The 22112-nt window shown below is 64.6% G+C and carries 22 protein-coding genes; 12 read left to right on the forward strand and 10 right to left on the reverse strand.

Annotation, left to right across the window (positions count from 1 at the left end):
• Window positions 1-2: 2 nt before the first annotated feature.
• From V6Z91_RS03865 to V6Z91_RS03875, 3 genes are all read left to right on the forward strand, one after another.
• Window positions 3-812: a hydroxymethylpyrimidine/phosphomethylpyrimidine kinase gene (locus V6Z91_RS03865; RefSeq protein WP_338766888.1), complete on the forward strand. Its 810-nt coding sequence runs from the start codon at window positions 3-5 to the stop codon at window positions 810-812.
• Entirely contained in the window at window positions 809-2095 is a 1287-nt protein-coding gene (hemL, locus tag V6Z91_RS03870; protein WP_338766891.1) for a glutamate-1-semialdehyde 2,1-aminomutase, read from the forward strand. Before V6Z91_RS03865 ends, hemL begins: the two co-directional genes overlap by 4 nt.
• Window positions 2096-2298: 203 nt before the next feature.
• The gene (locus V6Z91_RS03875) at window positions 2299-2748 is read left to right on the forward strand and encodes a hypothetical protein (protein ID WP_338766893.1); all 450 of its coding nucleotides are present in this window, start codon (window positions 2299-2301) and stop codon (window positions 2746-2748) included.
• A gap of 45 nt (window positions 2749-2793) precedes the next feature.
• On the opposite strand, the gene corA is transcribed toward V6Z91_RS03875, so the two are convergent.
• From corA to V6Z91_RS03895, 4 genes are all read right to left on the reverse strand, one after another.
• Entirely contained in the window at window positions 2794-3759 is a 966-nt protein-coding gene (gene corA / locus V6Z91_RS03880) for a magnesium/cobalt transporter CorA (RefSeq protein ID WP_338766895.1), read from the reverse strand.
• 174 nt (window positions 3760-3933) lie between these two features.
• A complete protein-coding gene (gene mtgA, locus V6Z91_RS03885; protein WP_338766897.1) occupies window positions 3934-4647 on the reverse strand; it encodes a monofunctional biosynthetic peptidoglycan transglycosylase in 714 nt (237 codons plus the stop codon).
• 30 nt (window positions 4648-4677) lie between these two features.
• The gene (gene aroE, locus V6Z91_RS03890; RefSeq protein WP_338766900.1) at window positions 4678-5487 is read right to left on the reverse strand and encodes a shikimate dehydrogenase; all 810 of its coding nucleotides are present in this window, start codon (window positions 5485-5487) and stop codon (window positions 4678-4680) included.
• Window positions 5488-5489: 2 nt separating this feature from the next.
• On the reverse strand, window positions 5490-6371 hold the full coding sequence (locus V6Z91_RS03895; protein ID WP_338766903.1) for a TonB family protein: 882 nt from the start codon (window positions 6369-6371) through the stop codon (window positions 5490-5492).
• 237 nt (window positions 6372-6608) lie between these two features.
• Here V6Z91_RS03895 and V6Z91_RS03900 point away from each other — a divergent pair, with 237 nt between their 5' ends.
• Window positions 6609-7634, forward strand: coding sequence for an IS110 family transposase (locus V6Z91_RS03900; RefSeq protein WP_338760468.1), 1026 nt, complete (start codon window positions 6609-6611; stop codon window positions 7632-7634).
• A 357-nt stretch (window positions 7635-7991) separates the two neighbouring features.
• Here the strand turns inward: V6Z91_RS03900 and V6Z91_RS03905 are convergent, their stop codons facing one another.
• The 4 genes from V6Z91_RS03905 to mpl are packed head-to-tail and all read right to left on the reverse strand — an operon-like array spanning window position 7992 to window position 12605.
• Window positions 7992-10052 carry an RNB domain-containing ribonuclease gene (locus tag V6Z91_RS03905; protein ID WP_338766905.1) on the reverse strand — a complete coding sequence of 687 codons (2061 nt, stop codon included), beginning with the start codon at window positions 10050-10052 and terminating at the stop codon, window positions 7992-7994.
• A gap of 2 nt (window positions 10053-10054) precedes the next feature.
• Entirely contained in the window at window positions 10055-10657 is a 603-nt protein-coding gene (locus V6Z91_RS03910; RefSeq protein ID WP_338766908.1) for a chorismate lyase, read from the reverse strand.
• Complete coding sequence (locus V6Z91_RS03915; RefSeq protein ID WP_338766911.1) at window positions 10654-11223, reverse strand: YqiA/YcfP family alpha/beta fold hydrolase; 570 nt, start codon at window positions 11221-11223, stop codon at window positions 10654-10656. The genes V6Z91_RS03910 and V6Z91_RS03915 overlap by 4 nt, the downstream gene beginning before the upstream one ends.
• A 2-nt stretch (window positions 11224-11225) precedes the next feature.
• On the reverse strand, window positions 11226-12605 hold the full coding sequence (gene mpl, locus V6Z91_RS03920; protein WP_338766913.1) for a UDP-N-acetylmuramate:L-alanyl-gamma-D-glutamyl-meso-diaminopimelate ligase: 1380 nt from the start codon (window positions 12603-12605) through the stop codon (window positions 11226-11228).
• A gap of 88 nt (window positions 12606-12693) precedes the next feature.
• On the opposite strand from mpl, the gene V6Z91_RS03925 reads away from it, so the two are divergent.
• The 8 genes from V6Z91_RS03925 to V6Z91_RS03960 all read left to right on the forward strand — a co-directional run bounded on the left by V6Z91_RS03925 (window position 12694) and on the right by V6Z91_RS03960 (window position 19650).
• A complete protein-coding gene (locus V6Z91_RS03925) occupies window positions 12694-13320 on the forward strand; it encodes a hypothetical protein (RefSeq protein WP_338766915.1) in 627 nt (208 codons plus the stop codon).
• On the forward strand, window positions 13317-13877 hold the full coding sequence (locus V6Z91_RS03930; protein ID WP_338766917.1) for a TlpA disulfide reductase family protein: 561 nt from the start codon (window positions 13317-13319) through the stop codon (window positions 13875-13877). The genes V6Z91_RS03925 and V6Z91_RS03930 overlap by 4 nt, the downstream gene beginning before the upstream one ends.
• Window positions 13878-14006: 129 nt before the next feature.
• Complete coding sequence (gene aroQ / locus V6Z91_RS03935) at window positions 14007-14444, forward strand: type II 3-dehydroquinate dehydratase (RefSeq protein ID WP_338766919.1); 438 nt, start codon at window positions 14007-14009, stop codon at window positions 14442-14444.
• Between the two features lie 90 nt (window positions 14445-14534).
• Window positions 14535-15005 carry an acetyl-CoA carboxylase biotin carboxyl carrier protein gene (accB, locus tag V6Z91_RS03940; RefSeq protein ID WP_338766922.1) on the forward strand — a complete coding sequence of 157 codons (471 nt, stop codon included), beginning with the start codon at window positions 14535-14537 and terminating at the stop codon, window positions 15003-15005.
• A 125-nt stretch (window positions 15006-15130) separates the two neighbouring features.
• Window positions 15131-16489 carry an acetyl-CoA carboxylase biotin carboxylase subunit gene (gene accC / locus V6Z91_RS03945; protein WP_338766925.1) on the forward strand — a complete coding sequence of 453 codons (1359 nt, stop codon included), beginning with the start codon at window positions 15131-15133 and terminating at the stop codon, window positions 16487-16489.
• Window positions 16486-17439: a 50S ribosomal protein L11 methyltransferase gene (gene prmA, locus V6Z91_RS03950; protein WP_338766928.1), complete on the forward strand. Its 954-nt coding sequence runs from the start codon at window positions 16486-16488 to the stop codon at window positions 17437-17439. The genes accC and prmA overlap by 4 nt, the downstream gene beginning before the upstream one ends.
• 47 nt (window positions 17440-17486) lie before the next feature.
• Window positions 17487-18704: a DUF3426 domain-containing protein gene (locus tag V6Z91_RS03955; protein ID WP_338766931.1), complete on the forward strand. Its 1218-nt coding sequence runs from the start codon at window positions 17487-17489 to the stop codon at window positions 18702-18704.
• 7 nt (window positions 18705-18711) lie between these two features.
• Complete coding sequence (locus V6Z91_RS03960; protein WP_338766933.1) at window positions 18712-19650, forward strand: carbohydrate kinase family protein; 939 nt, start codon at window positions 18712-18714, stop codon at window positions 19648-19650.
• A gap of 303 nt (window positions 19651-19953) precedes the next feature.
• On the opposite strand, the gene V6Z91_RS03965 is transcribed toward V6Z91_RS03960, so the two are convergent.
• Window positions 19954-20484: a YggT family protein gene (locus V6Z91_RS03965; protein ID WP_338766935.1), complete on the reverse strand. Its 531-nt coding sequence runs from the start codon at window positions 20482-20484 to the stop codon at window positions 19954-19956.
• Between the two features lie 159 nt (window positions 20485-20643).
• Window positions 20644-21783 carry a hypothetical protein gene (locus V6Z91_RS03970; protein WP_338766937.1) on the reverse strand — a complete coding sequence of 380 codons (1140 nt, stop codon included), beginning with the start codon at window positions 21781-21783 and terminating at the stop codon, window positions 20644-20646.
• Window positions 21784-22112: the final 329 nt, after the last annotated feature.

A 22112-nucleotide genomic window follows, 5' to 3' on the forward strand; every position in this document is an offset into this window, starting at 1 on the left:
GCGTGGCCGATCCGATCGGCGCAGTGGGCGTGCATTCCGATATCGGCGTTTTCGCCGCGCTCGGGTGCCAGGGCCTGTCGGTCACGACCGCGTTACTCATCGGCGACAGCGCCCGCGTGGAAGACCAGCAGCACGTGGAACCGGACTGGGTATCCGACCAGGCCCGGGTGGTGCTGGAAGACGTGCAGGTGGCGGCGTTCAAGATCGGCGCGCTCGATCACATGGAACACGTGTCCTCGATCGCCGAAGTGGTATCCGATTACCCCGATGCGCCGCTGATCCTCGACCCATTCGGCTCGCAGCTGCCGCCATTGTCGGAACAGACCGATCCGGAAGAACTGCTGACCGTGATGCGCCAGCTGCTGGTGCCGCAGGCCACCCTGCTGATGCTGTCGCAGGTGGAGCTGGGGCGCATGGCCGAGACCTGGCGCGACCTGTCGAACGGCGAAACGATGGCCGACGATGCCCAGCACCTGATCGACCTGGGCTGCGAATACGTGCTGGTGACCGGCACGCCGGCCGGCACCTCGCGCGCCGAGACGGGCATGCGCGCCAACACCCTGTACGGCGACGGCGGCATCATCCGCCACGACCGCTGGCAACACCTGCCCGGCCCGTTCGTGGGCGCCGGCTGCGTGCTGTCGGGCGCCATTGCCGCCTACATGGCGCATGGCATGGCCCTGCCGCAAGCCGTCGACCTTGCCCAGCAATACACCGCCGGCGCCCTGCGCCATGCCCAGCGCTACGGCATGGGCAGGCTGGTGCCGAACCGCTTCCATGCGGTGGCGAAAAACAGAAAGGATAAGCAATGACGATTTCGCAAAACGATGTGCTGTTCGAACGCGCGCAAAAGACCACGCCCGGCGGCGTCAACTCGCCGGTGCGGGCCTTCCGCTCCGTGGGCGGTACCCCGCGCTTCATCAAGCGTGCCGAGGGCCCGTATTTCTGGGATGCCGACGGCAAGCGCTACATCGACTATATCGGCTCCTGGGGCCCGGCCATCGTCGGTCACGCCCATCCGCAGGTGGTGAAGGCCGTGCAGGAAGCGGCCACGCGCGGCCTGTCGTTCGGCGCGCCGACCGAGGGTGAAGTGGAAATGGCCGAAGAGATCGCCCGCCTGGTGCCGTCGATCGAGCAGGTGCGCCTGGTCTCTTCCGGCACCGAGGCCACGATGAGCGCGCTGCGCCTGGCGCGCGGCGCCACGGGCCGCGACAAGATCGTCAAGTTCGAAGGCTGCTACCACGGCCACGCCGACTCGCTGCTGGTCAAGGCCGGCAGCGGCCTGCTCACGTTCGGCAACCCGACGTCCGCCGGCGTGCCGGAAGACTTCGTCAAGCACACGCTGGTGCTGGACTATAACGACGTGCCGCAGGTGGAAGAGGCGTTCGCCGAATTTGGCGACGAGATCGCCTGCGTGATCGTGGAACCGGTGGCCGGCAACATGAACCTGATCAAGGCCGCGCCCGAGTTCCTGCAGGCGCTGCGCGACCTGTGCACGAAACACGGCGCGCTGCTGATCTTCGACGAGGTGATGTGCGGCTTCCGCGTCGGCCTTGGCGGTGCGCAGACGCTGTACGGCATCAAGCCGGACCTGACGGCGCTGGGCAAGGTGATCGGCGGCGGCCTGCCGGTGGCGGCCTTCGGCGGCAGCGCCGAGTTGATGAGCAAGATGTCGCCGGTCGGCGCCGTGTACCAGGCGGGCACGCTGTCCGGCAACCCGATCGCTGTCGCGGCCGGCATGACGACGCTGAAGCTGATCCAGGAACCGGGCTTCTACGACCGGCTGACGGCCAGCGCCAAGCGCCTCGCCGAAGGCTTGACGGATGCCGCCTTCCAGGAAGGCGTGACGTTCTGCGCCGATTACCAGGGCGGCATGTTCGGCCTGTACTTCAGCGCCGAGCCGCCGCGCAACTACGCCGAAATGATGGCCGGCGACCGCGCCAGGTTCAACGAATTCTTCCACGCGATGCTGGACGAGGGCGTGTACTTCGCCCCGGCCGCGTTCGAGGCCGGCTTTGTGTCGGCGGCGCATAGCGACGAGATCATCGACGAAACGATCGAAGCGGCACGGCGGGTGTTTGCGCGGCTGAAGTAAGCGGCGCAGGCTTCGAGCGAAAAGGACGGGCGACCGTCCTTTTTTATTGCCCAGAAAATGGGGACAGACCCCATTTTCCGGGAAACATTTCGCTATGGCAGCGTTCGAACCCTAAAAACTTCTTAAAGCGACAATCTTCGTACATTTCGATGACATCCGATCTTTAGAATTCGCTGCGTCAAAGATCATTCGGAGTGTTCATCATGCGTACTGAACAGATGCAAGAAGGCCAGGGCCAGTCCGGCATCATCTGGATCAAGCTGGCGGTGCTGTACCTCGTCGTCGGCGTGGCCATCGGCATTGCCATGGGCGCGAGCCAGAACTTCACGCTGCGGCCAGTGCATGCGCACGTGAACCTGCTGGGCTGGACGACGCTGGCCATTTCCGGGCTCATCTACACGGTGTTTCCGCAAACGGGTGACACGCTGCTGGCGCGCGTGCACTTCTGGCTGCTGAACCTGGCGTTGCCGGTAATGATGGGTTCGCTTGCCTACGTGCTGCTGACGGGGGATGTGAAAATCCTGCCGGCGCTGGTGATTTCGGAAGTCTCGGCCGCGGTGGCGATCCTGGCGATGACCGCCAATATCTTCCTGAACCTCCAGAAGAAGAAAATGGGCAATGTGGAAATCGAAGCGGCGGCGCGCCGTGCGTAATCGTTGAAACGATAAAAGCGGCCGCGGCCGCTTTTATCGTGCGTATTATTTCAGCCAGCCGCGGTGCCGGAAATACAGGAAGGGCGCAATCGCGCTGGTGATCATCAAGCCCCACGCCCACGGATAGCCGAGCGACCACTTCAGTTCCGGCATGAAGTCGAAATTCATGCCGTACACGCTGGCGATCAGGGTGGGTGGCAGGAAGGCGACGCTGGCCACGGAGAAGATCTTGATGATCTTGTTCTGGTTGATGTTGATGAAGCCGACCGTGGCATCCATCAGGAAGTTGATCTTGTCGAACAGGAAGGACGTGTGGCCATCGAGCGATTCGATGTCGCGCAGGATCTGCCGCGCCTCCTCGAACTGCTCGGAGTTCAGCAGCCGGCCGCGCATCAGGAAGCTGACGGCGCGCCGCGTATCCATCATGTTGCGGCGGATACGGCCATTCAAGTCTTCCTCGTGGGCGATCGCGGACAGCGCGTCGGCCGCATCCTTGTCGGTGAATTCCTTTTGCAGCACACGGAACGACACCTCTTCCAGCTTCTGGTAAATGCCTTCCAGCGCGTCGGCCGAGTATTCGGCGTCGGTCGCGTACAGGTCCAGCAGCACGTCCATGTAGTCGGCGATCGAGCCGGGGCGCGAGCGCGCGCGCATGCGCACCAGGCGGAACACGGGCAGGTCGTCCGTATGGACGGAGAACAGCATCTTGCGGGCCAGGATGAACGCGACGGTGACCACGCGCGACGGGCCATCGTCTTCTTCCAGCAGGAAGTCGGTGCGCAGGTGCAGGTCGCCGTTCTCCGCCTCGTAGTAGCGGGCCGAGGCTTCGATGTCCTTGACTTCGTCCTCGCCCGGCAGGGTCACGCCATAGATCGTCTTGACCCAGGCGCGCTCGTCGTCGGTCGGGTCGGTGAGGTCGACCCATACCGGTGCCACTTGCTCAAGGTCTTCGCGCGTCTCGATGGGAACCTGGTTCAGCCGGCCATTTTGTAGAACGAAGACATTGATCATAGGCGCACTCAGCCGGGTGGAATTCTGGACACTTGCAAGACGCAAAAAATAAAACAGCGCAAGTGTACAGGCAAAGCCCGTGCCGGGACCAGACCGGAGAACCACTTTTTACCGGTGGAACCGTACATTGCAGCTTTATTGTGCGTTGCTTAAGTTACCACTAAGCGGCGCCGATCACGGCAACTCGGCCGACCCCATGCGCCGCAGGATGATCTGGGTGCGCCGGTTCAGGTAGCGCGTGCTGCGGTGCGCGTCGTAATAGCGGGGGTTGGGCAGCATCACCGCCAGCTTCGCCGCCTGGGCCGCGCCCAGTTTCGAGGCGGGAATCTTGTAATAGTAGCGCGCGGCCGCCTCGGCGCCGTACACGCCGCGGCCGAATTCCACCACGTTCAGGTAGATCTCGAAGATGCGCCGCTTGTCCATCACCGTCTCCAGCATGTAGGCGATGATCAGCTCCTGGCCCTTGCGCAGATAGCTGCGCGAGCCGGACAGGAACAGGTTCTTGGCCAGCTGCTGCGTGATCGTGGACCCGCCGTGCGTGACCTTCTTGCGCTTTTCATTGCGCTCGTAGGCTTTCTCGAGCGCGTCCCAGTCCACGCCGTCGTGGTCGGAGAAGTTGGCGTCTTCCGAAGCGATGATCGCGCGCTTCAGGTTGGTGGAGATGCGCTCGTAGGGCACCCATTGCTGCCTGATTTGCGCGTCGGGATTCGTTTCCCGCATCACCGCCAGTTGCTGGCGCATGAAGGCGGTCATGCCCGGTTCATGGTCGCGCCACCACCAGATCTGCGCGAGAAAATACAGCTGCACCGCGATGAACAGTGCGATGGGAACGATGAAGATCCATTTGACCCAGGACCAGCGGCCGGGCGCGTTGCGCGTTTTTGTCATTACTTATAAGTACGCAGGAAGAAAAATTCGTCACCGCAGGCTGGCCAGCACCTCCGCCGTGCCGGGGCGCACGCCGCGCCAGCCGTGGAAGGCCTCTGCGGCCTGCTCGACCAGCATGCCCAACCCGTCGCGCGTGGCGGCGCCGTGGCTTTCGGCGAAGCGCATGAAGACGGTCGGCTCCTTCCCGTACATCATATCCAATGCCAGCGCGCCCGGGTGGAATACCGATGGCGGCACGGGCGGCAGGTCCGCCTGCAGGCTGGCCGACGTTGCATTGATGACGATATCGAAGCTGCCGGCGATGTCCGCGAAGCCGCAAGCGGAAACGACACCTTCCCCGCCGAGCGGCGCGAACTGCTGCACCAGCGCTTCGGCCGTGGCCACCGTGCGGTTGGCGATCACCAGCGCGGCGGGCCGATGCTCGAGGATCGGCAGCACGGCACCGCGCGCGGCGCCGCCGGCGCCCAGCAACAGCACGCGCTTGCCCGCGATCGGCACGCCGGCGTTGACGGTGATGTCGGCCACCAGGCCGGCGCCATCGGTGTTGTCGCCGGTGATGCCATGCTCGTCGAACAGCAGCGTGTTCACGGCACCGGCGGCCTGGGCGCGCACCGTCAGCGCGTTTGCCAGCCGGTAAGCCTCGAGCTTGAACGGCACCGTCACGTTGGCGCCCCGGCCGCCTTCGGCGATGAAATCCCGCACGGCCTGCGCGAAGCCGTCCAGCGGCGCCAGGCGCTTTTCATAGGTCAGTTGCTGGCCCGTCGCTGCCGCGAAGGCGGCATGGATGTCGGGCGACTTGCTGTGGGCGATCGGGTTGCCGAATACGCAGTATTTGTCCATGTCTATGGTGCCCCGCCGAGCTGGGCTTCGAGTTTTTGTTCGCGGGTGAATTTGAAACGGGTGATGATGACCCACAGGTCGTCGCGGTCGTTCGACAGCATGTTCGGCGGGAACTTGCCGAACGGCGCGGCGCGGCGCACGATCGCGATCGCCGCTTCGTCCAGCGCGCGGTTGCCGGAGCTGGCCTGCACCGTGATGCCGCCCTCCTTCGTGTACAGCGTGCCGTCCTGGAAGATCGGGATCGACAGCACCAGCTCGCCGTACATCTTGCGGCCATCCTTCTGCGGAAAATTGAGCGTGCCCACTTCTTCCACCTTGCGCTGGAAGGTCTTGTAGTACATCGCGTACCCCACCTGCTGCGTGCTCGGCGTGATGTAGGTGCGGCGCGGGCGCTTGTTCTGGTCTTCGATCGTCTGCGCGATCTCGGCGGCCATGCGGGCGATGGCCTTGCTGCTTTCCATCAGCTCGGCGCCGCCGGCCGTGGGATCGGGCTTGCTGTTCTCCGTGACGGGCGCGGCGCGGTAGGGCGTGGTCTTCACCTGGGTGAGCAGCTTCTTCTGCATCTCCTCTAGCTGCTCGATGCGGCGGCGCGACGCTTCGATGCTGTCGCCATCGGCCACGCGGCGCATGTCCGGCAGCGGCGACTTCGAGCGTCCCTGGTCGGCCTGCCCTCCCCCATCGAGGTTCGCCTGCGCCAGCGCCTCCGCCTTCAGCGGCCGATTGGCGTGCTTGGCATTGACGAGGATGACTTCCAGCGTCGGGTCGGTGGGCTTGAGCTTGATCTCCGGCGGCGCCACGAACCGCACCGCCAGCAAGGCCGCATGCGCAAGCACCGAAACGGCCAGGGCGATCGCGAGGAACCGGTTTTCTTGTAAATACTTCACGCAGAGGAAGGGAAAGCGTCGGCGAAATGTGACATTCTAACCGCGCTCGGTGTCGGACATTTTTTTCCGGGTGCATCATCCGGAAAAAAGTGTCAGACACCGGTTTTCCCGGAGCCTGGATGCGGTGTCGGCGAGTTCGGGAGAAAACCAATGGGATGGACGCCCCCACCCTGAGACGGCATCGATGTGCCAAAGTGGAGCTGTCGAAGTTTCACTTAACCAGAGAGGGGCGTCACCATGAAGATTACGACATGCAGTATGGATCTGGCAAAGGAAGTTTTCCAATTCCATGGCGTTAATGCGAGCGGCAAGGTCGAGATGCGATGCCAGCTCCGGCGTGGCAAGGTGATGAGGTTTTTCTCTAACATGCCGCCGTGTCTAATTGGGATGGAGGCGTGTGGCAGCGCGCATTACTGGGCACGGCAGTTGCAGAGCCTGGGCCACACGGTCAAGCTGATAGCTCCGCAGTTCGTCAAGCCATACGTGAAGACCAACAAGCACGATGCAGCCGATGCCGAGGCAATCTGCGAGGCAGTGCAAAGGCCAAACATGCGCTTTGTGCCGATCAAGACTATTGAGCAGCAGGCGATTATCGCTGTTCACACGGCGCGTAGTGGGTTCGTCAAGCAGCGTACTGCTCAGGCCAACCAGATTCGCGGCCTGCTGGCGGAGTTTGGCCTCGTTGTCCCGAAGGGTTTGGCCGTGCTCAGGGAGCGAGTACCGGCACTGCTCGACGAAGCGAAGGATGAGTTGCCCGGCATTTTTCGCCAGACCATTCTGGAACTTCTCGATCACTTGAAGGTGCTGGATAGAAGAGTCAACGAATTCGAGCTGGAAATTCTGAAATGGCACCGCTCGAACCCGATGTCCAAACGGTTGGAGAAGATACCCGGCATAGGACCGATCACAGCCAGCGCTTTGGTCGCGGCGATCGGTAACGCGAGGAACTTCGCCAATGGCAGGCAACTCGCAGCGTGGATCGGCCTAGTACCCAAGCAGCATTCGACAGGCGGTCGCACGAATCTTCTGGGCATCAGCAAAAGGGGCGATACGTACCTGCGTACTTTGCTCATTCATGGAGCCCGAGCGGTGATCCAGCATGCAGTCAAAAAGGATCCAAGCAAGAGCGGCTGGCTTCACTCACTGCTTGGGCGACGGCACAAGAACGTTGCGGCAGTAGCATTGGCCAACAAGAATGCAAGGACTGTCTGGGCCCTATTGGCTCATGACAGAGAGTTCCGAGCCGATTACGCTGCCGCGTAATCGGCTCGGCTGAGGGCCTTCGCGGAGGGTAGCGGACAGTTTTTTGGAAGCGGAGCAGTACATTCCACCGATTGCACAAGCGATCAAGAAGTGATGGCAAACCAGGTAAGACCGTGGTCGGCTTAGCCCGCGCGACACCAAGCACCTTGAGTGCGTTAAACCGAGGGGGCGTCGACCAGCAAATCCCATCAGGGACAGTGGCATCAGCCACATCAAAGTCCGAATGTACGGGTGCAATCTTTACCTACAAACCATCACGAAAAGAAAGCTTGGCATACCGGGGGCGTCCATGTACGGTGTCGCACACCTTTTCCTGCGGAAAAGGTGTGCGACACCAAGCGTATCGAGCGTGGCGGGTCAGCTGACGGCTGGCGGCGCCGCGGCAGCGTCAACTTCATCGGCCGCTTCGGCCACTTCCGCCTTCTCGTCGGCCGGCTGGTCGGGATCCGGCACCAGTTCCGGCACGGTCTCGCCCGTCAGCTCCTCTTCTTCCTCGAAGTCGACGGCGGCCGGGGCGGCGGCCTCGATTTCGAGCAGGCGCGTCTCGATCGACAGGTCGACTTCGTCCCAGCGCAGCACGTCGAGCTTGACGGCGGCGCCGCGCGGGGCGGACGGCATGCCCGGCAGGCGGATCACCAGCGGGATCTCGGTCAGGCGCAGTACTTCATCCTTCAGCACCACGGCATCGACCTGCTGCTTGTTTTCCTGGCCCAGCCAGCGCAGGCACCAGTAGCGCTCCATGTTCGCCTGGAAGTCGGCATAGGCCGCGTACGCGGCGTCGAACGCCGAGACGATCGCGAACAGGTTGGCATCCTTGTGCTTGAACGGCGCGACCAGCGGCGCCATCACGCCCTTCTCGGCCACGGCAAGGATCTGCCACTGGTTCACCAGGTCGGTATAGCGGCGCAGCGGCGACGTGCTCCATGCATACTGGTCCACGCCCAGGCCTTCATGCGGCGCGGCGTGCGTGAGCATGCGCACCTGCATCTTGGCGTTCCAGCCGCCCACGCCGCGGCCCTGGCTGCGGTAGATGCCGGGCACGCCATGGTCGTGCATCAGCTTGCCCCAGGTGCTGTTGGCGAAGATCATCAGCTCGGCCACGATCTTGTCCAGCGGCGCGCCGCGCTTGCGGCGCGTGATCGTCACCACGTCGTCTTCCACGTAGAAGTTGAAGTCCACGCGGTTGTTCTGTTCCGGCTTCAGGCCGAACGCCTCGCGCTTGGCCATGCGGCCCGCTTCCAGGTGCTGCGCCCAGCCCCACAGCAGGGTCAGCTCGGCCTTGCGGGGGTAGTCGCCCTCGCCGCTCGCGAGGGTTTCTTCATTCACCACGTCGTCCAGGTCGTTGTGGCGCAGGTTGTTCGCGATCGGCACCATCTCGGCGCGCGTCTCGGTCGAGATCACGCTCCAGTCGGCCTTGTTCAAGGTGGCATACAGGGACAGTGCCGGACAGGTCTTGCCTTCGGCGAGCGTGTACGCATCGACCACCGAATCCGGCAGCATGGTGATCTTGTCGCCCGGCATGTAGACAGTGGACAGGCGCGCGCGCGCGATCTTGTCGATCGCGTCGTCCGGCCGGATGCCCAGGCCTGGCGCGGCGATGTGGATGCCGATGCGCACCTTGCCGTCGTCCAGGTGGACGATGGAAATCGCATCGTCGATCTCGGTCGTCGTCACATCGTCGATCGAGAATGCCTCCACATTGGCCAGCGGCAGGTTGGCCGGCGGCGGGGGCACCGCCACTTCCGGGAAGCCGTGCCCGCGCGGGAACGACTCGAACAGGAACCTGGCCATGTGCAGGTCCTTGGCCGAGCCGATGCCGCCCACGGCCAGCATCAGCCGTGCCGGCGTGGTGTGCAGTTCATTGCAGGCCGCTTCGAGCGCCTTGTATTCGATGGTGTTCTTGTCCGGCTTGAACAGCAATTGCTGCACGATGCCCGCCATGGAAGGGGGCAAGCGATTGGCCTTCAGCTCGTCCACGTACTGCTGCTGGACGATCGCCTGCTGCTTCTTCTTCTCGATGCCGGCCAGCGCCGCCTTCAGCGCCTGCTCCGGCGCGGCTTTATAACGGCCGCGCCCCTTCTTGTAGAAATACACGGGCGCCGTGTGCAGCGCCAGGATCAGGCCCGCCGCCTCGGCGGGCAGCGGCGCATGGCCGAAGTATTCGGCGCCCAGTTCGGCGAAACCGAATTCTTCCTCGCCGGCCACCTCCCACAGGAAATCCAGGTCGACCTCGGCCGCCACCGCGCGCGCCTCTTCCATCAGCTCCTCGGGCGCGGGCTTCTCGAACTGCAGCAGCACATCCTTGGTCTTCACCTTGCTGCGCTTGCCGCTGGCCATCTCCACCTGGTAAGCCTCGCCGGCGGTGGACAGCACTTGTCCGACCTTGAAATCGCCGGATTCTTCAAAAAAGACATTCATGTTCATCTCGTGTTGGAGGTTTTCGGCACCAGCGCCGCGACCTGGGGCAAGAACACCTCGGTCACCAGCAGCGTGCCCTGGCGCCGCCGGTACAGGCAGCGCCGTGCATACAGCAATCGTTCTTCGGGGATGGCGCACCCCTGCGCCGCCAGCGCGGCGCGCGCCCGGCGCGCCAGCGGGTGGCTGCCGCGCAGCCGCGCGTATTCCAGCTCGCCGCGCGCCACCATCGGGTCGCCGAACAGCGTGGTGCCCAGCGAGCGCTCGCCCAGCGCGGAAAACAGCGGCCAGTCGGAAGCGTCGGCGCTCATCGGCACCACCGTGTGCGCGAACACCACGGGCGTATTATCACACCGCAGCAGCACTTCCCGTTCCCAGCACCGGCCGGGCCGCTTTCCCATCGTGTGCAGCCCCAGCGCCGCCGCCTCGTCGGCCAGGCACGGCGCCGCATGCTGGTGCAGCACCTGCACGCGAAACGCGCCGGCATGGGCGCTCAAGCGGGCCGTGAGCGAACCGCCGGAGGCCAGCCAGCGCGCCAGCGCGGGCGGCGCGTTCACCGCCAGCACATGCCGGTACCAGTTGGCCCGGCGCAGCGAGCGTTCCCTCATCGGACCCCGCAAAAGGCCAGCACTTCATCCACGTAGTCGGCGAATTCGGCGATACCGTGGTCGGAACCGTCGATCACGTGCTGGCGAGCGCCCGGGTAGTGGGCGACCATGTCGCGCCAGTCCAGCACCTCGTCGCCGGTGGCGGCCAGCAGGTAATAGCGTTCCGGGCGCGTAATGGCCGGCACGGCCAGCTCGCCCAGCTCGGCGATGTATTCGCGCTTGAACTCGAACGGCTCGCCGCTGTGGAACATCGTCGTCATGCCCACGTATTTTTCCAGGTCCCGCAAGGGCGTGACGGCGGGATTCAGGAGCGCGCCGCGGCAGCCCAGCTGCTCGGCCATCCAGGTAGCGTAATAGCCGCCCAGCGAGGAGCCGATGATCGCGAGTTCGTCCGCCGGTACGCCGGCCACCAGAGCCATCGCCTGTTCCATCGCCAGCTTCGGCGACGGCGGCAGCTGCGGCGCCACATAGTGCGCGGCGCGGCCCAGCTGCGCCATCCGCTCGCCCAGCAGCCGCCCCTTCATCGACAGCGGCGACGAGCGGAAGCCGTGCAGATACAGAATCATGCTCAGACCTTCAGGGCCTGCAAGGCTTCGAGCAGCTTGCCATGCACGCCGCCGAAGCCGCCATTGCTCATCACCACCACATGGTCGCCCGGCCGCGCCTGGCCGACGATGGCCTTCACCATCAGATCGATATCCTCGTAGGCCGAAGCCTTCGAGCCCATCGGCGCCAGCGTGGCGGCCAGGCTCCAGCCCAGCGCCTTCTCGCTGCCGAAGCCGAACACGAAGTCGGCATCCTTCAGGCTGCCGGGCAGCGCATCCTTCATCGCGCCCAGCTTCATCGTGTTCGAACGCGGTTCCAGGACGGCGAGGATGCGCGTGTCATGTCCCAGCTTCTGGCGCAGGCCGCCCACCGTGGTGGCGATGGCCGTCGGGTGGTGGGCAAAGTCGTCGTACACGGTCACGCCGCTCACCACGCCGCGCACTTCCATGCGGCGCTTCACGCTCTCGAACGATTCCAGCGCCTTGGCCGCCTGGGCGATCGGCACGCCCACGTTGCGCGCGGCGGCGATCGCGGCCAGCGCGTTGTAGCGGTTGTGGCGCCCCGTGAGCTTCCAGTTGATCAGCGCTTCGAACTTGCCGTTGAAGAGCACATCGAAGCTGCCGTCCGGGTGTTCCTTCAGCGTCCAGTTGGCGTGCGCGTCGTTGCCGAAGGTTTCCTTCTCGCTCCAGCAACCGCGGCGGATCACGCGCTGCAGGGATTCCTCGTCGCCATTGACGATCACGCGGCCGATGCCGGGCACCGTGCGCACCAGGTGGTGGAACTGGGTCTCGATGGCACCGATATCGGGGAAGATGTCGGCATGGTCGTATTCGAGGTTGTTCAGGATCGCCGTCTTGGCGTGGTAATGCACGAACTTGCTGCGCTTGTCGAAGAAGGCGGTATCGTATTCATCCGCCTCGATCACGAAGAATTCCGACTCCTTGCCGGGAGCGGACAGCCGCGCCGAAATGCCGAAGTTCATCGGCACGCCGCCGATCAGGAAGCCCGGCGCATAGCCGGCGTCTTCCAGGATCCACGCCAGCATCGACGACGTGGTGGTCTTGCCATGCGTGCCGGCCACCGCCAGCACCCATCTATTGCGCAGGATATGGTCGCCGATCCACTGCGGGCCGGACACGTACGGCAGGCTGCGGTTCAGGATTTCCTCGACCAGCGGATTGCCCCGGGAGACCACGTTGCCGATCACGTAGAGATCGGGGTTCAACTTCACCTGCTCGGCGTCGAAGCCCTGGATCAGCTCGATCCCCTGGGCTTCGAGCTGGGTGCTCATCGGCGGGTAGACATTGGCGTCGCAGCCGGTCACCTTGTGGCCGGCTTCCTTGGCGAGCACTGCGAGGCCGCCCATGAAGGTGCCGCAAATGCCGAGGATGTGAATGTGCATGGTCGAATCTGCTCCGTGGTGCTGCGTGGTCAAGGACGCGATTTTACCCGACGCGCTGGCTTTGGCCGGTTCAGAGTATCATTCCGGCATGAACGACGCCAACGACCAGGTAGCGCAGCTGCGCGCCGAGATCGCCGCCGCGGCGGCCCGGATGGTTGCGCAGGATGGGGCCGATTACGCCACCGCCAAGCGCAAGGCGGCCCGCCGCATCCTCGGCGATGCGCAGGCAAACGCCATGCGCGATGCGCTGCCGGACGATGCGCAGATCGAAGAGGAAGTGCGCCAGTATCACGCGCTCTTCAACGCCGATACGCAACCGGCCCGGCTGCACAAGCTGCGCACCGTCGCACTGGAGGTGATGGAGCGGCTGGAGCAGTTCCAGCCTTTCGTGACGGGGGCGGTCCTGAGCGGCAGCGCCGGCGAGCACGACGACATCCACCTGCAACTGTTCGCGGACAGCGCCAAGGAAGTGCAGATCTTCCTGCTGAATAAGAACGTCGATATCGAGATCTCGGAGAGCGAGCACTTCAAGGGCCCGCGCCACGATCCGGTCGAGACGGTAAGCTTCATGTGGCATGGCGAAGGCGTGCACGTGGAACTGTACGAGCAGCACGACCTGCGCGGAGCAAAGAAGCAAAAGGCGGGAGAACGCCCGGCGCGCGCCGACATCGCCGAGCTGCGCGCCCTCATTGATACTGAACACGGAACCGAATGAAGAAATCCCACCTGCTGGCCTGCGGCGTCATCGCCCTTTTATTTGGCGCGATCGGCGCCTGGGTCGGCGTCAACAAGAAAGAACCCGCCCCGCCCATCACTGCCACCGTGCCGCCCGAAGGCGCCGCGGCCGCCAGCGCCGTGGTCAATGCCTTCCTGGCCCGGTCGATGCCGGACGCCCAGGGCACCCAGCAAGCGCTGGCGCAATGGAAGGGCAAGCCGCTGCTGGTGAACTTCTGGGCCACCTGGTGCGCCCCCTGCGTGAAGGAGATGCCGGAACTCTCCGCGCTGCAACGGAGCGGCAAGTACAAGGACTTGCAGGTGATCGGCATCGGTATCGACTCGCCGTCGAACATCGCCCAATTCACGCAAAAATTCCAGATCGCCTATCCGATCTACGTGGACGGCGTGGGCGGCACGGAACTGGCGCGCCAGTTCGGCAATACCCAGGGTGGCCTGCCGTTCACGGTGCTGATCGGCGCCGACGGGCAAGTGAAGAAGACCTATCTGGGCCTGTTGAAGTTCGACCAGCTGCACCAGGACCTCGCGGCCCTGTAGGGAAGCGCGCAGGCCCGGCAGCGCGCTCCGGGTAACGACTGAGTTAACTGTTTGGAAAGTTCTTTTTTCTTGCCAAATAGTCGCGCTAGACGGCAAAATGCGGAACTTTCGCTGGACAAAGGTCAGAACATGGCAAAACACCTGCTGCTGCTGAACGGCCCCAATCTGAACTTGTTGGGCACCCGGGAGCCCGGCGTCTATGGGGCCACGACATTGGCACAGGTGGAACAGGCGGCGCGGGACCAGGCCACGCAGGCCGGCGCGCAACTGGCCACGTTCCAGAGCAATCATGAAGGTGCGCTGATCGACCGCATCCATGCAGCCCGCGACGAAGGCGTGGACTTCATCGTCATCAACCCAGGCGGTTATACCCATACCAGCGTGGCGTTGCGCGACGCGCTGGCCGGTGTGGCGATCCCCTTCGTCGAAGTGCACATCTCGAATATTTATCAGCGCGAAAGCTTTCGCCACCACTCATTTCTCAGCGCGATTGCCAAGGGAACGATTTGCGGGCTCGGTACCGATGGATACCGGTTCGCGATCGACTTTGCTTTAAAAAGCAGTTAATGTACGCGATCTGCGCGCTATTTACTGCGTTTTCGCTTATCATGGCAGCCGCGCCAACATTCACAAAACAAGATTAGACGGGAGTCTCAGATGGATCTACGCAAGCTCAAGACGTTGATTGACTTGGTTGCCGAATCGGATATTGCAGAACTCGAAGTGACCGAGGGCGAGAGCAAGGTACGCATCGTCAAGTCGTCCGCCATGCCGCAGAACCAGGTCGTGATGATGCCGCCGCAAGGCGCTCCGACCCAGTATGTTCCGGCCGCTGCCCCTGCGCCGGCCGCCGCTGCCGCCGCGCCGGCAGTGCCGGCCGCCGCCGAGCCGACCGGCCATATCGTGAAATCGCCAATGGTCGGCACGTTCTACCGCTCGTCCGCGCCGGGTAATCCGCCGTTCGTCGAAGTGGGCGCCACCGTGAAGGAAGGCGACACGCTGTGCATCATCGAAGCGATGAAGCTGCTGAACGAGATCGACACCGACAAAGCCGGCACGATCACCCAGATCCTGGTCGAGAACGGCCAGCCGGTCGAATTCGGCCAGCCGCTGTTCGTCATTGGCTGATCGACCATCGGCGAAAGTCCGATGCAGCCGGCCCAGCGCCGGCCCGGCGGCCCGCCGCCACGTAAGCTCCCCTCTTCTACAAGAACACCCGGCGCGTCCGGGTGTTCGCAAACATAGAACTAGCCATGTTTGAAAAAATTCTCATTGCCAACCGTGGTGAAATCGCGCTGCGTATCCAGCGCGCCTGCCGCGAGATGGGCATCAAGACGGTCGTCGTGCACTCCGAAGCGGACAAGGACGCGAAATACGTCAAACTGGCCGATGAATCCGTCTGCATCGGCCCGGCCTCGTCGAGCCTCTCCTACCTGAACATGCCGGCGATCATCAGCGCGGCCGAAGTGACCGATGCCGAGGCGATCCACCCGGGCTACGGGTTCCTGTCCGAGAACGCCGACTTCTGCGAACGCGTGGAGAAATCCGGCTTCGTGTTCATCGGCCCCCGCTCCGACTCGATCCGCATGATGGGCGACAAGGTGTCGGCCAAGCAGGCCATGATCAAGGCCGGCGTGCCTTGTGTGCCCGGTTCGGACGGCGCCCTGCCGGACGATCCGAAGGCCATCGTGCAGATCGCCCGCAAGGTCGGCTACCCGGTCATCATCAAGGCGGCCGGCGGCGGTGGCGGCCGCGGCATGCGCGTGGTGCATACCGAGGCGGCCCTGCTGAACGCCGTCACCATGACGAAGAGTGAAGCGGGCGCGGCCTTCGGCAATCCGGAAGTCTATATGGAGAAGTACCTGGAGAATCCGCGCCACGTGGAAATCCAGATCCTGGCCGACGAGCACAAGAACGCCGTGTGGCTGGGCGAGCGCGACTGCTCGATGCAGCGCCGCCACCAGAAAGTGATCGAGGAAGCGCCGGCACCGGGCATTCCCCGCAAGCTGATCGAGAAGATCGGCGACCGCTGCGCCGAAGCGTGCCGCAAGATCGGCTACCGCGGCGCCGGCACGTTCGAATTCCTGTATGAAAACGGTGAGTTCTACTTCATCGAGATGAACACCCGCGTGCAGGTCGAACACCCGGTGACGGAAATGATCACCGGCATCGATATCGTGCAGGAACAGATCCGCATCGCCTGCGGCGAGCGCCTGCGCTTCCGCCAGCGCGACGTGATGCTGTCCGGCCACGCGGTCGAGTGCCGCATCAATGCCGAGGATCCGTTCAAGTTCACCCCATCCCCGGGCCGCATCACGGCGTGGCACGTGCCGGGCGGCCCTGGCGTGCGCGTCGACTCGCACTCGTATGCGGGTTACTATGTGCCACCGCACTACGATTCGATGATCGGCAAGGTGATCACCTACGGCGCGACCCGCGAGCAGGCGATCCGCCGCATGCAGATCGCGCTGTCGGAAATGGTGGTCGAAGGCATCCAGACCAATATCCCGCTGCACCGCGAGCTGATGGTCGATGCCCGCTTCATCGAGGGCGGCACGAATATCCACTATCTGGAACAGAAACTGGCGGCAATGCCCAAGGCGGGTTCATGAGCTGGACTGAAATCGTCATCGAAGTCGCCCGCGATTACGCGGAAGGCTTGTCCGACGCGCTGATGGAAGCGGGCGCCCTGTCCGTTTCCGTCGAGGATGCGGACGAAGGCACCGACGCGGAGCAGCCGCTGTTCGGCGAGCCCGGCATGGAGCCGAAGGAAGCGGCGTGGGAACACAGCCGCGTCGTAGCCCTGGCCGACGACGATGCCGATCATTCCTTCATCGTGGCGGCAGCCGCGCAGGCCGTGGGCCTGAAGACGCTGCCCGCCTTCACCACCCGCAAGGTGGCCGATGAGGATTGGGTACGCCTCACGCAATCGCAATTCGAGCCGATCCACATCGGCAAGAACATCTGGGTCGTGCCGAGCTGGCACGAGGCGCCGGACCCTGGAGCGCTGATCTTGGAACTGGACCCTGGCCTGGCCTTCGGCACCGGCAGCCACCCGACCACCCGCCTGTGCATGGAATGGCTGGAAGCCCATCCGGCGCCGGGCAAGACGGTGCTCGACTATGGCTGCGGTTCCGGCATCCTGGCCATGGTGGCCCGCAAGCTGGGCGCCGCGCCGGTTGCCGGCGTGGACATCGACCCGCAGGCCATCGACTCGGCGCGCGACAATGCCGTGCGTAACGGTGTCGAGGATATCGAATACTTCGTTCCCGAGGACTTCGCGCAGTCGGCTTACGCCAATGCGAAATTCGACATCGTGGTGGCCAACATCCTGTCGTCGCCGCTGAAGCTGATGGCGCCGATGCTGTCGGGCCGCGTGGCCGACGGCGGCGCGCTGGTGCTGTCCGGCGTGCTGGCCCGCCAGGCCGAAGAAGTGGCCGCCGCGTATGCGCCGTTCATCAAGCTGTCCGTCTGGGCCGAGCACGAGGGCTGGGTCGCCCTTGCCGGCCGCCAGGGCGCGGAGGATGGCAACTTCGCGCCGCCTCCCTCACGCCAAGGGTAATTCTTTCACGCATGGCGCTCGCCACCAAATGCCCCCACTGCCATACCGTGTTCCGGGTCGCCCTGGACCAGTTGAAGCTGCGTGGGGGCATTGTGCGCTGCGGCGCCTGCAATGAAATCTTCGATGGGAATGCGGCGCTGGTAGAGCCTGGAGCGGCGGTGGTGGTTGCGCCGCTGCCGGTGCCCGTGTCCTCGCCTGCCGCGCCGAAGCTCGATCTCGAGCTGGATCTGGATGAACAGGCGACGGCCGTCGTCGACGAGCCCGCGGCGGTAGATAAGGGGTCGGAAGGGAGTGCTGGCCCGGATGCCGGCACCGTTCCGCCGGCGCGGAGCAGTGCTCCGCGAAACCCCGGCTCCACCCCGCAGGGTCCGCCCCCCGAATCCATCGCTGACTCGGAAGAAGCGACAGAGACGCTGACGGAACCCAGCCCGGAACCCGAGAGCCGGCGCGGATCGGAGGCCGATGCCTCCCGCCGCGAACCCGCGCTCGACACGCCTTCCGAGCACCTGGTGGCCGCGGCGCTCGACGACCTTCATCACTTCGATGAAGCGCCGGAACCCATCGTCCCGGTACGGTTAGAAGCGCCGGAGCCGGACACCGGGCGCGCCGCCAACGAAGCCGCCGACCGCACCGCCGACGACGCGGCCGCCGCCGATCTGCTGACGGCGGCGCCGGACAGCGCGCTGCTGGCCGCCGGCGCGGGTGCCGCGGCCGCGCCGGCCGAGGAGCGTGGCGAGGACGACGAGGCGCCCGGTTTCGTGCGCCAGGCCGAACGCCGGGAGCGCACCCGCAATCTGTCGCGCCTGGCGATGATCGCCGGCATCCCGCTGCTGGCCTTCGTGCTGCTGGGCCAGGGCGTGTACTCGCTGCGCAACCGGCTGGCGGCCGACTACCCCTCGCTGAAACCGGCGCTGCAGGCGCTGTGCGGCCCGCTCGGCTGCACGGTCGAGCTGCCGCGCCAGATCGACGCGCTGGCGATCGAACAGGGCGAGCTGCAGACGCTCGCCCCGAACACGTTCAGCTTCGTCACGGTGCTGCGCAACCAGTCGCGCACGGTGCAGGCCTGGCCGCACATCGAGCTGGTGCTGAACGATGCCGCCGAGAAGCCCGTGCTGCGCCGCGTCTTCGCGCCGCGCGACTACCTGGCGAAGCCGGCCGACGTGGCAGCCGGCTTCCGGCCACGCAGTGAGCAAGCCGTGAAACTGTACTTCGAGCTGGACGGCCTGCGCGCCTCCGGCTACCACATCGCCATCTTCCATCCCTGAGACTTTCATGAACCAGACTTCCCTGATCTGTGGCTCGCTCGCCATCGACATCATCATGCAATACGAGGGCCGCTTCGGCGACACCCTGCTGGCCGACCAGCTGCACAAGGTGAACGTATCGTTCCTGGTGCCGACCATGCGCACCGAATTCGGTGGTTGCTCCGGCAATATCGCCTACAACCTGAAGCTGCTCGGCGGCGACCCGCGCATCGTTGGCGTGATGGGCCAGGATTGCGCGGCGTACCTGGAACGCCTGCAAAAGCTCGGCATCTCCACGCAGAACATCCTGATCAAGAAGGATGCCTACAACGCGCAGTGCTTCGTCACGGCCGACTCGGACAACAACCAGATCAACGCCTTCCACCCCGGCGCCATGTCGTTCGCTCACGAGAACGACATCGAGGAGGCAGGCCCGGCCCGCCTGGCGATCATTTCGCCGGACGGCCACCTGGGCATGCTCAAGCACGCCGAAGACCTAGCGCGCCTGGGCATTCCGTTCATCTTCGACCCGGGCCAGCAGATGCCGATGTTCACGCCCGAGCAACTGATCAAGTTCATCGACCAGGCCACCTACGTGACCTGCAACGACTACGAGATCGAACTGCTGGTCGACCGCACCGGCCTGTCCCTGGCCGACATCGCCCACCGTCTCGACGCGCTGATCGTCACCCGCGGCGAGAAAGGCTCGGAAATCTACACGAAGGGCACCAGCATCGACATCCCGGCCGTGAAGGCCGAAGCGGTGCTGGACCCGACCGGCTGCGGCGACGCCTACCGTGCGGGCCTGCTGTACGGCCTGACGCACGACCTGGGTTGGGAAACCACGGGCCGGCTGGCCAGCCTGCTGGGCGCCATCAAGATCGCGCACAAGGGAGCGCAGAACCACCACTTCACGCAGGAAGAGATCGCGGACCGGTTCGAGAAGGCGTTCGGTTACCGGTTCTGAGACATCGAGGTCACGGATAGCGGCTGCGTACAGGGGTCTGTCCCCGGTAAGTGGTAGCTCTAATGCTCGCTGTTGACGTTTCCTAGGGAAGGGCGCTTCCCTAGGGGACTGACCCCGGTTTTTGCCGGCGCTTCGACGGCGCCAACGAAACCGGGGTCAGTCCCCTTGTTGCGTCAGCAGCGAACTTTAATGCCGACACTTACCGGGGACAGACCCCAGTACGCAGGCGCTCTCTCCACTTCCAAGCTTCACCCCAAAAACAAAAAGGCGCCAGAGGCGCCTTTTTTCATTCCTGACGGCCGTTCACCTGAACAGCATATCCAGCACGATCTGCGCGATCTGCAGCAACACCAGCGCCACCAGCAGCGACAGGTCGAGATTGCCCACCAGCGGCACCACGCGGCGCACGGGCCGCAGGATCGGCTCGTTCAGCGCGCGCACGAAGGGCGCCAGCGGGGCGTGCGGATTGACCCAGCTGAAGATCGCCTCGACCACCAGCAGGATCATGAAGCCGTACAGGATCCACTGCAGGAAGCGGTGCAGCGCCATCAGCAGGATCACTTCGAACGGATAGCCGGCAAACCAGCGCACCGAGGTGGCCAGCAATACGATCAGGAACGCGCCCAGCAGGCTGGCCCAGTCGTAGCCGCCCACGCCGGGCACGATGCGGCGCATGGGGCGCACCAGCCAGTCGGACAACTGAAACGTAAATTGCGCCACCGACGAAGGCGGGCGCACGCGTGTCGCCTGCATCCAGAACCGCAGCAGCAGCACCCCGCCGAGCAGGACGGCGACGGTATCGACGATCAGCATCACAATACTAAGCACGAGCATTCTCCATAAAAAAAACCGCCGTGCGATTGTCTCACACAGCGGTATTCGCGCCCATCAGGCCGCCAAACGGAGCACGGGTCCGGGGACCATGCCCGTGGCGGCGGCCGGGACCGGCCGCAGGGACGGCAGCCGGCATTGCCGGTTCCGCCCTATCACCGATCAGGAAGGACGGGTGCTGGTCGGGAACGGCCAGGCGGCCGCCGGTGCCAGCGTGGTCTTCGCTGCCGGCGCGGCGGCGGCCGGAGCCGCAGCCGGAGCTGCCGCCGGCGTTTCCTGCTTCGCAGCGGAATCCTTCTTCGCCGCGGTCTTCTTCGGCGCAGCTTTCTTCGCTACAGGTTGTTCCGCTGGCTTGTCGGCCGTAGTCGCTGCCGTGGCGGGAGCCGGCGCGGCCTCAGGCTTTTTTGCGGAAGCTGCCTTCTTCGCTGCAGGCTTCGCCGCTGGTTTGGCTGCTGCCTTGCCAGCTTCCGGCTTGGCTGCCGGCTTGGCGGCTGCCTTGGCTGCAGGCTTGGCGGCGGCTTTCTTCGCGGCGGGCTTGGCGGCGGCCTTGGTGGCTGCGGGTTTCGCTGCCGGCTTGGCTGCTGCCTTGGCTGCCGGCTTGGCGGCGGCTTTCTTCGCTGCCGGCTTGGCGGCGGCCTTGGCTGCAGGCTTGGCGGCGGCTTTCTTGGCTGCCGGCTTGGCGGCGGCGGTCTTGGTCGCGGTCTTCTTCGCTGCCGGCTTGGCGGCGGCCTTGGCTGCAGGCTTGGCGGCGGCCTTCTTCGCTGCCGGCTTGGCGGCGGTCGTGGTGGCGGCCTTCTTGGCTGCCGGAGCGGCCTTGGTGGCGGTCTTCTTCGCTGCCGGCTTGGCGGCTGCCGTCGACTTCTTCGCTGCCGTCGACTTGGTTGCCGTCGTCGCCTTCTTCGCTGCCGGTTTGGCCGCCGCGGTCGACTTCTTCGCTGCCGTCGACTTCGCTGCCGTGGACTTTGCTGCCGTGGACTTTGCTGCCGTGGACTTCGCCGCGGTGGACTTCGTTGCCGTCGACTTCGCAGCCGTGGACTTGGTGGCGGTACCCTTCTTCGCTGCCGGCTTGGCAGCTGCCGTCGACTTCGCAGCCGTGGTCTTCTTCGCGGCGGCCGGCTTGGCGGCGGCCGTGGTCTTCTTCGCCGCAGCAGCAGGCTTGGCGGCAGCGGTGGTCTTCTTCGCGGCCGGCTTGGCGGCGGCGGACTTCTCGGTCGACTTCGCAGTCGCCTTCTTGGCAGGAGCGGCAGCGGCCTTGGTGGCGGCTGGCTTCTTCGTATCGGTCTTCTTGGTGGCGGTAGCCATTTTATTTCTCCTTCATCCGGGATGAAAATACGCACATTGTTGAAACCCGTCCGGCATGCCCGTCGGCACATCGGGCGAATTATTCATCGGCACAAGCATCTCGGTGTTTGCACTAATGAATTCGGCACCCGGCTGAACTGCTGCAGCTCCTCACGACTGCAGCACTTCAGCCATTCGACCAGGACCACCCGCATACGCTGCGTACTTTGCTTTCCGCTTCATGCGTGGCGTGCGGCGCCGGTCTTACATTCTTGTTGTTCGTGTCTCCCAGGCCGGGCGTCTACTCAGCTCCGGATCTTAGAATCTGCTCCACATCGACGTCTGGCTCT

It is taken from the genome of Massilia sp. METH4, from assembly GCF_037094685.1.
Classification (GTDB): domain Bacteria; phylum Pseudomonadota; class Gammaproteobacteria; order Burkholderiales; family Burkholderiaceae_D; genus Rugamonas.